This window comes from Williamsia sp. (genome assembly GCF_016462415.1).
Lineage (GTDB): Bacteria > Actinomycetota > Actinomycetes > Mycobacteriales > Mycobacteriaceae > Williamsia_A.
In genome coordinates, this window is record NZ_JAEMTF010000121.1 from 1 (window position 1) to 12,899 (window position 12,899).

At 67.3% G+C, this 12,899-nt stretch carries 1 protein-coding gene; it reads right to left on the reverse strand.

What is annotated here, in order from left to right:
* Positions 1 to 12,899, reverse strand: a 12,899-nt coding sequence (locus tag JHC79_RS20435) for a non-ribosomal peptide synthetase (protein ID WP_296394278.1), incomplete at both ends; no start/stop codon positions are given.

Consider the following 12,899-nt stretch of genomic DNA (forward strand, 5'->3'; position numbering starts at 1 on the left):
ATCGCTCCGTCCGGCGATCGGAAAGCCCACTGCCACATCCGAACTGCCGCTGAGCTGCGACAGCAGCACCGCCAGCGCAGCCTGGACCACCATGAAGCTCGTCGAGTCGTGGGCACGGGCGGTGGCGCGCACCTCACGTTGCAACTCGACGGGCCAGTCCACTGCTGCGCTCGCGCCACGTTGATCGGCAACCGGGGGATGGGGCCGATCGGTCGGGAGCTCCAACCGTTCCGGCATCCCGGCCAAAGCGTCCTGCCAGTAGGCGAGCTGCCCGGCGATCAGGCTCGCGCTGTCATCGATGTCGCCGAATTGCGCCCTCTGCCAGAGCGTGTAGTCGACGTACTGCACCGGGAGCGCCGTCCACCGGGGAGCCTGGCCGACGCTCCGGCTGGAGTAGGCCTCTCCGAGGTCCCGCGTCAGCGGGGTGATCGACCAGCCGTCGGCCGCGACGTGGTGGACGACCGCCGCCAGGACGTGCTCGTTGTGGGCGATCCGAAACAGCCGCGCCCGCAATGGTATTTCGACGTTCAGGTCGAAGGCGTGGCTCGCGGTCTCTGCGACGGCCTCCTGCAGTCGTTCGGCTGGCCACGTGGTGGCGTCGACTAGTTCCCAGCCGAAGTCGGCCTCGTCGGGCGCGACTACCAGCTGTTGCGGGACACCGTCTGGCGCGATGATCAGGGTGCGAAGGCTCTCGTGACGGCCGATCACGTCGGCCAGCGCCAGCCCCAATGCGACGACGTCGAGGCCTCCACGGATCTGCAGCGCGGTGGCCATGTTGTACACCGCGGACGGACCCTGCAGTTGGTCGATGAACCACAGTCGGTTCTGGGCGAACGACAACGGAATGACCGTGGGACGCGAACCGGCGACTAGCGGCTGACGATGCCTGCCGACCTCGTCGAGGTGCGACGTCAAGCGGGCGATCGTGGGCGCGTCGAACAGGGCTCGAATCGAGAGATCGGCGTCCAGGGCGGAATTGATTGCGCCGACCATCCGCATTGCCAGAATGCTGTCGCCGCCGAGGTCGAAGAAGGAGTCGTCGATTCCGACCCGTTCGACGTTGAGTACCTGGGCGTAGATCTCGGCGAGAATCGCCTCGACCGGTGTGACGGGGGCGCGGTAGCGATCGCCGTAGACGTACTCCGGCGACGGTAGGGCGGCGGTATCGAGCTTGCCGTTGACCGTCGTGGGTAGCACGTCGAGGGCGATGATCGCGGTAGGGATCATGTAGGGGGGCAGTGTGTGGCGTAGTGCGGTTCGGGCGGCGGTCGGGTTGGCGGTGCCGGTGAGGTAGGCGACGAGACGGGTGTCGCCGGGATGGTCCTCGCGAACGATGACGACGGCGTGCTCGACCCCGTCGAGAGCGGTGAGGGCGGCGTGGATGTCGCCGAGTTCGATGCGGTAGCCGCGGATCTTCACCTGGTCGTCCGCCCGGCCCAAATACCGCAGTTGGCCGTCCTCGCCCCAGCGGACGAGGTCGCCGGTGCGGTACATCCGTGCGCCGGGTTGGCCGAAGGGGCACGCGAGGAATCGTGATGCGGTCAGGGGTGTTCGGTGTAGGTAGCCGAGTCCGACGCCGCGGCCTGCGACGTAGAGTTCGCCGGTGGCTCCCGGTGCGGCGAGTCGTAGCCAGGGGTCCAAGACGAACAGGGCGGTGCCGGAGACGGGGACGCCGATGGGTACGGATCCGGGTCCTGGGGTCAAAGGCCTACTGATGGTGGCGTAAATCGTGGTTTCGGTGGGGCCGTAGCCGTTGATCATCACCCGTCCCGGCGCCCAGCGCGCCACCAGGTCTGGTGGGCAGGCTTCGCCGCCGACCATCAGCGTGAGCGAGTCGAGTCCGGCGGGGGAGAGCGCGGTCAGGGCGGAGGGGGTTTGGCTGAGCACGGTGACGTGCTCGTCGACGAGCAGGGTGTGTAGGTCCTGCGCTGAGGTGGTGATCTCCTCGGGGACGACCACTAGCCGTCCGCCGTGGAGCAGTGCTCCCCAGATTTCCCAGACGGAGTAGTCGAAGGCGTAGGAGTGGCATTGGGTCCACACCTGGTCTGGGCCGAGGGTGACTCCGAGGTCGAGGTGTTCGAAGAGGCGGGTGACGTTGTGGTGGTTGACGGCAACGCCTTTCGGGACCCCGGTAGTGCCCGAGGTGTAGATCACGTACGCGACGTCGTCGGCGGCGGGCAGTGGCAGCGCGAGGCTGGCCCGGGTATCGATGCGGGAATCCCCGAGGTCGAGGATGGGGACGTCGTACCCGGCCAATTGGTGGGTCAGTTCGGTGGTGGTGACGACGGCCACCGGCGTGGCGTCGGCGAGCATGAACTCGATGCGGCTGTCGGGATGGGCCGGGTCGATCGGCAGGTAGGCTGCGCCGGTCTTGAGGATGGCGAGGATGGCGGTGATCGCGTGCGCGGAGCGCGGTAGCAGTATTGCGACGGTCTGTCCGGGGCGTGCCCCGAGCTCGGATAGCAGGTGTGCCAACCGGTTCGATGCGATGTCGAGTTCGCGGTAGGTGGTTGACCGCGTCCCTTGGGTCACGGCCACCGCATCCGGGCACCGCCGCACCTGCTCGGCGAACAACCCCGGAACCGACACCACCGTGGTCTGCTGATCGAGCACGCGGCGGTTGCCCAGCTCGTCCAATGTGGCCCGATCGTCGACATCGATGACGTCCAGTGTCGACAACTGCTGTCCCGGTTGCGAAGTCATCGTCGTCAGCACCCGCTGGAATCTGTCGATCAGGGCGTCGATGCGGTCGGCGTCGAAGACGTTGGTGTCGAACTCGATGCGCAGGCCAATTTCCTCACCTGGCATCGCTTGCAGGGTGAGCGGAAATTCATTGCGTTCGCGGGTGGTGACGTCGGTGATGGCCAACCCGTTGGCCTCGAACATGGCGTCGGTGTCGATCGGGTAGTTCTCGAACACGAACAGGGTGTCGAACAGCCGATCGTGGCCCGTGATGCGGTGAATCTCGTTGAGCGCCAGGTGCTCGTGCTCCAGGGTGAGATTGTGCGCCTCGTGCAGTTGCTCGAGCAGATCGGTGGTCGAGGTGGTCGAGTTCAGGGTGGCTCGCACCGGCACCGTGTTGATGAACAATCCCACCATCGACTCCGCGCCGGACAGTTCCACTGGCCGCCCTGAGACGGCGGTCCCGAAGGCGACGTCGTGCTGACCGGTCAGCCACATGAGTATCTGAGCCCATGCGGCTTGCAGGACGGTGTTCATGGTGGTGTGCCGTAAGCGGGCCAGTTCGACGAGTCCCCGCGTGAGATCGTCGGGCACAGTGAACGACTCGACCCCCCGTCGTCCCAGTTGACCGGGTACGCCGATCAGGGTGGGGGTGTCGAAACCCGCCAGCAGCGTACGCCATGCATCACGGGCGGTATCGAGGTCCCGATCGCCGAGCCATTCGACGAACCGGCGGTAGGGCACCGGTGCCGGCAGCCGGTGCCCGAAGTAGCTGCCGAAGATCTCCTGCAGCAGGATCGGCAGCGACCAGCCGTCGAGCACGATGTGATGAAAGGTCAAGACACACCGGTGTCGATCCGGCGCGGTGCGAATCAGAGCGGCCCGGAATGCCGGCGGGTTGGTGAGGTCGCAGACCGCGGTGCGCTCAGCGGAGCATACCCACTGAATCTGTTCGTCGAAGTCGTCTCCGTTCAGCACGATGTAGCGCCACGCCGCCGAGGGATCCGCGGGGATGGCCTGTACCGGCTCGTCGAACTCCTCACAGAACCGAGCCGCCAGGTGGGGGTGGCGGGCGGCCACCGCCTGGACTGCGTCGCGCAGCCGGTCGGGGTCCACCGGGCCCGTGACGGTGACGTCGAGTTGCATCGCGTAGACGTCGTCGGGGTTGACGGCCCGCGTGGTGGCGGCGTGGAAGAGCAGACCCCTCTGAAGCGGGATCAGCGGCAGGACGTCGGCGACGTGGTACCGCCGGTGCAATTCGTCGATCTGCTCTTGGTCGAGTCGGGTGGGGGCGATGTCCGAGGGCGTCAGACCACCGCCGCCGTCGAGGACGTGGGCGCAGATGCCGCTCAACGCGTCGAAGAAGAGTTCGGCGATCCGACTGACCTGATCGTGGTTCAGCGCAGAGGGCGCCCACGTCCAGTTCGCATGCAGCTGTGGACCGCCGTCGGTGTCGACGGTGCCGGCGTTGAGCGCCACGGTATGCGCAAGTGGCATGGGAATCGCTGCGGCACAGTCGTTGACCGACGAGTCGTCTCGGCAGACCTGCCAGAGTGCTCCGGACATCTCGGCGGCGCCACGGAGTTGGCCGAGATAGTTGAAGCCGATCGTGGGGTCTGGGCGGGTGAGGTCGACGTCGGGGTTCAGGTAGCGCAGCAACCCGTAGGTCAGGGGATCGGGCAGGGCGCGGAGCTGTTCCTTGGCGTCCTTGACGACGGAGCCGAGAGCGGGATCGCCTGCCGTGATCTGCCCCCACGGTAGCTCGCGAAGAGCAAGTGCCACCGGGTATTTGGCGGTGAACCACCCAACGGTGCGGGACAGGTCGAGGCCGGGGACGATGTCCTCGTCGCGGCCATGCCACTCGACGTCGACGCCGATCGGCCTGCCCGTGCCACCGAGGTACTCGACCCATGCCAAACCGAACGCGATCAGCAGGATGTCGTTGATGCCCGCGTGGAACGCGGCGGGCACCTCACCGAGTAGGTGGCGGGTGGTCGCGGCATCGAGCGACACCGAGAGATGCCCAGCGGTGGCGTAGGTGTCGACGTCGGGTCGCACGGCGGGCAGCGCAGCGGGGACGGCGGCGATCTGATGCCAGGTCTCGGCGAGGCCGACCACCGCGTCGGTGCGAGCGTGTTCGCCGAGCACCGAGGCCCAACGGGCGAACGACGTGCCCACGGCGGGCAGGGCCACCGGTTCCCCGTTGTGGTGTTGGGCCCACGCGATGTTGAGGTCTTCCAATAGGATTCGCCACGACACCGCATCCACGGACAGGTGGTGAATCATCAACGCCAGCCGGCGCGTTGATCGTTCCCACAGGGCACTGAGCATCACACCGGTACTCGGATCCATCCGAGACCGGGCCAGGCGTACCGCATCGTCGGACAGCGCGTGCACGGCGTACACGCACGCGCTGGCGTCGACCGCACCCGACTCGGGCACAGTCGGCGACCAGCCGTCCACGGTGTCGTCGACGCGCAGTCGCAGCATGGCGTGTCGGTCGAGAAGGGCTTGCAGGACGACGACGACGTCGGCGTAGGTGACGCCCTCGGGGGCCTGCAGCACGATGGTCTGGTTGAACCCGTCGGTCGGTCCGTCCACGTCGTACAGCCAGCGCATGATCGGTGTCGACGGCACCGGTCCGACACCATCATCGGCTGGGCCGTCCGGTCCCGCGATCACCCCGGCGATTCGAGCGAGTCGGGCCACGGTCTGCTCGACGAAGACGTCGCGAGGACGGCACGTCAGACCCGCGCCTCGGACGCGGGCCACCACTTGCATCGACAGGATGCTGTCGCCGCCGAGGTCGAAGAACGAGTCGTCGACCCCGACCCTCTCCAACCCGAGGACGTCCGCGTAGATGCCGACGAGCATCTCCTCGACCGCATCGCTCGGTGCCCGGTACCGGTCGACGTGCTGGTATTCGGGGGCGGGCAGCGCGCGGACGTCGAGCTTGCCGTTCACGGTCAGTGGCAACGCCGCCACGACCACGATCGCGGCGGGGACCAGGTAGCTGGGTAATTGCTCGGCCAGCGTGTTCCGTGCGGCAACGGGGTCGGCGGTGCCGGTGAGGTAGCCCACCAGGCGCTTGTCGCCGGGGCGGTCTTCGCGGGCGATGACCACTGCCTGCTCGACGCCGTCCAAACCGGCCAGGGCGGCCTGGACTTCGCCGAGTTCGATGCGGTAGCCGCGGATCTTGACTTGCTCGTCGGCGCGACCCAGATAGCGCAATTGCCCGTCGGGGCCCCACGACACCAGATCGCCGGTGCGATACATCCGCGCCCCGGGCGCACCGAACGGGCACGCCACGAACCGCGACGCCGTCAAGCCGCCGCGGCCGACGTATCCGTATGCCACCCCGGCACCTGCCACGTACAACTCGCCGATGACCCCCGCAGGCACCGTCCGCAGCCATGCGTCGAGCACGAACAGGGCTGCGCCGGCCACCGGCGAGCCGATCGGCACCACCCCCGAACCCGGTGTCAGTGGTGCACTGATCGCGACGCACATCGTCGTCTCGGTCGGACCATACGCGTTGATCATCAGTCGGCCGCGCGCCCACCGATCGACCACCTCGGCCGGGCAGGCCTCACCGACCACCACCAGTGCCGTCGACTCCAAACCCTTTGTCGGCAGCACCTTCACGGCAGAGGGGGTCTGCGTGAGAACACTGACTCCTTCGGCTACCAGAGCGCCGTGGAATTCGTCCGCCGAGCCCGCGACCGACTCGGGTACGACGACCAGGCGACCCCCGCGCAGCAGTGCTCCGAAGATCTCCCACACCGAGACGTCGAAGGCCAGCGTGTGGCACAGCGGCCATACTCCCGGGGTAGGCAGCCCGGCGTCGAGCGACGTCAACAACTGGGTGACGTTGTGGTGGCTGATGGCAACGCCCTTGGGGACACCGGTCGTGCCCGAGGTGTAGATCAGATAGGCGACGTCGGCCGCTGAGGGCATCGGCAGCGGGGTGGCGGGTCGGGCGTCCACCGCGGCGTCGTGGACGTCGATGACTGGCAGCTCCCACCCGTCGAGTCGGTCGGCCAGCTCGGAACTGGTGACGACGGCGGTCGGCGTCGCGTCGGCGAGGATGAACTCCATCCGGGCCGCCGGCACCGTCGGGTCGATCGGCAGGTAGGCCGCCCCAGCCTTCAACACCGCCAGGATCGCGACGACGGCCTCAGGGGAGCGGGTGAACAGCAGCGCCACGCAATGCCCGCGCCCTACGCCGCGGCTGGACATCAAGTGCGCCAACCTGTTCGATGCCTCGTCGAGTTCGCGGTACGTCATGGAACGCGCGCCGTAGCTGATCGCGATCGATTCGGGGACACGCGTGACGTGTTGGGCGAACAGCGCGGGGATCGACACCTGGTCCATCGGCCTCGTCAGAGCGGCGCGGTTGCCGATCACGTCGAGCCGGGCGCGCTCGTCGGTGTCGAGCACCCCGATCGAGGACAACCGTGCCGTCGGATCGGCGGTCACGGCCACCAGTACCCGCCGCAGCCGGTCGATCAACGCCTCGATGCTCGCGTGGTCGTAGACATCGGTGCGGAACTCGACCATGCCCCCGATCCCGGCGGGTTCGCCCGTCTCGGTCCAGCGCTCAGCCAGAGAGAAGGCCAGATCCATTCGAGCGGTGCGATTTTCGATCGGCATCTGGGTGACGTGGAGATCGCCCAACGCCGGTCCGGCCACGGCGTCATCGGTGGTCTGCCCCGGCAGGTTCTGCCAACCCAACGCCACTTGGACCAGCGGGTGGTGGGTCAGCGATCGGGTGGGATTGAGCCGTTCGACGAGCACTTCGAATGGCACGTCCTGGTGTTCGTAGGCGCCCAGGCTGCGGCGGCGTACCTGCTCGAGCAGGTCGGCGACGGTAGGGTCCCCGGTCAGGTCGACGCGCAGCACCAGGGTGTTGACGAAGAAGCCGACCAATTCGTCGAGCGCGGGATCGCTCCGTCCGGCGATCGGAAAGCCCACTGCCACATCCGAACTGCCGCTGAGCTGCGACAGCAGCACCGCCAGCGCAGCCTGGACCACCATGAAGCTCGTCGAGTCGTGGGCACGGGCGGTGGCGCGCACCTCACGTTGCAACTCGACGGGCCAGTCCACTGCTGCGCTCGCGCCACGTTGATCGGCAACCGGGGGATGGGGCCGATCGGTCGGGAACTCCAACCGTTCCGGCATCCCGGCCAAAGCGTCCTGCCAGTAGTCCACCTGCCCGGCGATCAGGCTCGCGCTGTCACCGATGTCGCCGAATTGCGCCCTCTGCCAGAGTGTGTAGTCGACGTACTGCACCGGGAGCGCCGTCCACCGCGGAGCCTGGCCGACGCTCCGGCTGGAGTAGGCTTCTCCGAGGTCCCGCGTCAGCGGGGTGATCGACCAGCCGTCGGCCGCGACGTGGTGGACGACCGCCGCCAGGACGTGCTCGTTGTGGGCGATCCGAAACAGCCGCGCCCGCAATGGTATTTCGACGTTCAGGTCGAAGGCGTGGCTCGCGGTCTCTGCGACGGCCTCCTGCAGTCGTTCGGCTGGCCACGTGGTGGCGTCGACTAGTTCCCAGCCGAAGTCGGCCTCGTCGGGCGCGACTACCAGCTGTTGCGGGACACCGTCTGGCGCGATGATCAGGGTGCGAAGGCTCTCGTGACGGCCGATCACGTCGGCCAGCGCCAGCCCCAATGCGACGACGTCGAGGCCTCCACGGATCTGCAGCGCGGTGGCCATGTTGTACACCGCGGACGGACCCTGCAGTTGGTCGATGAACCACAGTCGGTTCTGGGCGAACGACAACGGAATGACCGTGGGACGCGAACCGGCGACTAGCGGCTGACGATGCCTGCCGACCTCGTCGAGGTGCGACGTCAAGCGGGCGATCGTGGGCGCGTCGAACAGGGCTCGAATCGAGAGATCGGCGTCCAGGGCGGAATTGATTGCGCCGACCATCCGCATTGCCAGAATGCTGTCGCCGCCGAGGTCGAAGAAGGAGTCGTCGATTCCGACCCGTTCGACGTTGAGTACCTGGGCGTAGATCTCGGCGAGAATCGCCTCGACCGGTGTGACGGGGGCGCGGTAGCGATCGCCGTAGACGTACTCCGGCGACGGTAGGGCGGCGGTATCGAGCTTGCCGTTGACCGTCGTGGGTAGCACGTCGAGGGCGATGATCGCGGTAGGGATCATGTAGGGGGGCAGTGTGTGGCGTAGTGCGGTTCGGGCGGCGGTCGGGTTGGCGGTGCCGGTGAGGTAGGCGACGAGACGGGTGTCGCCGGGATGGTCCTCGCGAACGATGACGACGGCGTGCTCGACCCCGTCGAGAGCGGTGAGGGCGGCGTGGATGTCGCCGAGTTCGATGCGGTAGCCGCGGATCTTCACCTGGTCGTCCGCCCGGCCCAAATACCGCAGTTGGCCGTCCTCGCCCCAGCGGACGAGGTCGCCGGTGCGGTACATCCGTGCGCCGGGTTGGCCGAAGGGGCACGCGAGGAATCGTGATGCGGTCAGGGGTGTTCGGTGTAGGTAGCCGAGTCCGACGCCGCGGCCTGCGACGTAGAGTTCGCCGGTGGCTCCCGGTGCGGCGAGTCGTAGCCAGGGGTCCAAGACGAACAGGGCGGTGCCGGAGACGGGGACGCCGATGGGTACGGATCCGGGTCCTGGGGTCAAAGGCCTACTGATGGTGGCGTAAATCGTGGTTTCGGTGGGGCCGTAGCCGTTGATCATCACCCGTCCCGGCGCCCAGCGCGCCACCAGGTCTGGTGGGCAGGCTTCGCCGCCGACCATCAGCGTGAGCGAGTCGAGTCCGGCGGGGGAGAGCGCGGTCAGGGCGGAGGGGGTTTGGCTGAGCACGGTGACGTGCTCGTCGACGAGCAGGGTGTGTAGGTCCTGCGCTGAGGTGGTGATCTCCTCGGGGACGACCACTAGCCGTCCGCCGTGGAGCAGTGCTCCCCAGATTTCCCAGACGGAGTAGTCGAAGGCGTAGGAGTGGCATTGGGTCCACACCTGGTCTGGGCCGAGGGTGACTCCGAGGTCGAGGTGTTCGAAGAGGCGGGTGACGTTGTGGTGGTTGACGGCAACGCCTTTCGGGACCCCGGTAGTGCCCGAGGTGTAGATCACGTACGCGACGTCGTCGGCGGCGGGCAGTGGCAGCGCGAGGCTGGCCCGGGTATCGATGCGGGAATCCCCGAGGTCGAGGATGGGGACGTCGTACCCGGCCAATTGGTGGGTCAGTTCGGTGGTGGTGACGACGGCCACCGGCGTGGCGTCGGCGAGCATGAACTCGATGCGGCTGTCGGGATGGGCCGGGTCGATCGGCAGGTAGGCTGCGCCGGTCTTGAGGATGGCGAGGATGGCGGTGATCGCGTGCGCGGAGCGCGGTAGCAGTATTGCGACGGTCTGTCCGGGGCGTGCCCCGAGCTCGGATAGCAGGTGTGCCAACCGGTTCGATGCGATGTCGAGTTCGCGGTAGGTGGTTGACCGCGTCCCTTGGGTCACGGCCACCGCATCCGGGCACCGCCGCACCTGCTCGGCGAACAACCCCGGAACCGACACCACCGTGGTCTGCTGATCGAGCACGCGGCGGTTGCCCAGCTCGTCCAATGTGGCCCGATCGTCGACATCGATGACGTCCAGTGTCGACAACTGCTGTCCCGGTTGCGAAGTCATCGTCGTCAGCACCCGCTGGAATCTGTCGATCAGGGCGTCGATGCGGTCGGCGTCGAAGACGTTGGTGTCGAACTCGATGCGCAGGCCAATTTCCTCACCTGGCATCGCTTGCAGGGTGAGCGGAAATTCATTGCGTTCGCGGGTGGTGACGTCGGTGATGGCCAACCCGTTGGCCTCGAACATGGCGTCGGTGTCGATCGGGTAGTTCTCGAACACGAACAGGGTGTCGAACAGCCGATCGTGGCCCGTGATGCGGTGAATCTCGTTGAGCGCCAGGTGCTCGTGCTCCAGGGTGAGATTGTGCGCCTCGTGCAGTTGCTCGAGCAGATCGGTGGTCGAGGTGGTCGAGTTCAGGGTGGCTCGCACCGGCACCGTGTTGATGAACAATCCCACCATCGACTCCGCGCCGGACAGTTCCACTGGCCGCCCTGAGACGGCGGTCCCGAAGGCGACGTCGTGCTGACCGGTCAGCCACATGAGTATCTGAGCCCATGCGGCTTGCAGGACGGTGTTCATGGTGGTGTGCCGTAAGCGGGCCAGTTCGACGAGTCCCCGCGTGAGATCGTCGGGCACAGTGAACGACTCGACCCCCCGTCGTCCCAGTTGACCGGGTACGCCGATCAGGGTGGGGGTGTCGAAACCCGCCAGCAGCGTACGCCATGCATCACGGGCGGTATCGAGGTCCCGATCGCCGAGCCATTCGACGAACCGGCGGTAGGGCACCGGTGCCGGCAGCCGGTGCCCGAAGTAGCTGCCGAAGATCTCCTGCAGCAGGATCGGCAGCGACCAGCCGTCGAGCACGATGTGATGAAAGGTCAAGACACACCGGTGTCGATCCGGCGCGGTGCGAATCAGAGCGGCCCGGAATGCCGGCGGGTTGGTGAGGTCGCAGACCGCGGTGCGCTCAGCGGAGCATACCCACTGAATCTGTTCGTCGAAGTCGTCTCCGTTCAGCACGATGTAGCGCCACGCCGCCGAGGGATCCGCGGGGATGGCCTGTACCGGCTCGTCGAACTCCTCACAGAACCGAGCCGCCAGGTGGGGGTGGCGGGCGGCCACCGCCTGGACTGCGTCGCGCAGCCGGTCGGGGTCCACCGGGCCCGTGACGGTGACGTCGAGTTGCATCGCGTAGACGTCGTCGGGGTTGACGGCCCGCGTGGTGGCGGCGTGGAAGAGCAGACCCCTCTGAAGCGGGATCAGCGGCAGGACGTCGGCGACGTGGTACCGCCGGTGCAATTCGTCGATCTGCTCTTGGTCGAGTCGGGTGGGGGCGATGTCCGAGGGCGTCAGACCACCGCCGCCGTCGAGGACGTGGGCGCAGATGCCGCTCAACGCGTCGAAGAAGAGTTCGGCGATCCGACTGACCTGATCGTGGTTCAGCGCAGAGGGCGCCCACGTCCAGTTCGCATGCAGCTGTGGACCGCCGTCGGTGTCGACGGTGCCGGCGTTGAGCGCCACGGTATGCGCAAGTGGCATGGGAATCGCTGCGGCACAGTCGTTGACCGACGAGTCGTCTCGGCAGACCTGCCAGAGTGCTCCGGACATCTCGGCGGCGCCACGGAGTTGGCCGAGATAGTTGAAGCCGATCGTGGGGTCTGGGCGGGTGAGGTCGACGTCGGGGTTCAGGTAGCGCAGCAACCCGTAGGTCAGGGGATCGGGCAGGGCGCGGAGCTGTTCCTTGGCGTCCTTGACGACGGAGCCGAGAGCGGGATCGCCTGCCGTGATCTGCCCCCACGGTAGCTCGCGAAGAGCAAGTGCCACCGGGTATTTGGCGGTGAACCACCCAACGGTGCGGGACAGGTCGAGGCCGGGGACGATGTCCTCGTCGCGGCCATGCCACTCGACGTCGACGCCGATCGGCCTGCCCGTGCCACCGAGGTACTCGACCCATGCCAAACCGAACGCGATCAGCAGGATGTCGTTGATGCCCGCGTGGAACGCGGCGGGCACCTCACCGAGTAGGTGGCGGGTGGTCGCGGCATCGAGCGACACCGAGAGATGCCCAGCGGTGGCGTAGGTGTCGACGTCGGGTCGCACGGCGGGCAGCGCAGCGGGGACGGCGGCGATCTGATGCCAGGTCTCGGCGAGGCCGACCACCGCGTCGGTGCGAGCGTGTTCGCCGAGCACCGAGGCCCAACGGGCGAACGACGTGCCCACGGCGGGCAGGGCCACCGGTTCCCCGTTGTGGTGTTGGGCCCACGCGATGTTGAGGTCTTCCAATAGGATTCGCCACGACACCGCATCCACGGACAGGTGGTGAATCATCAACGCCAGCCGGCGCGTTGATCGTTCCCACAGGGCACTGAGCATCACACCGGTACTCGGATCCATCCGAGACCGGGCCAGGCGTACCGCATCGTCGGACAGCGCGTGCACGGCGTACACGCACGCGCTGGCGTCGACCGCACCCGACTCGGGCACAGTCGGCGACCAGCCGTCCACGGTGTCGTCGACGCGCAGTCGCAGCATGGCGTGTCGGTCGAGAAGGGCTTGCAGGACGACGACGACGTCGGCGTAGGTGACGCCCTCGGGGGCCTGCAGCACGATGGTCTGGTTGAACCCGTCGGTCG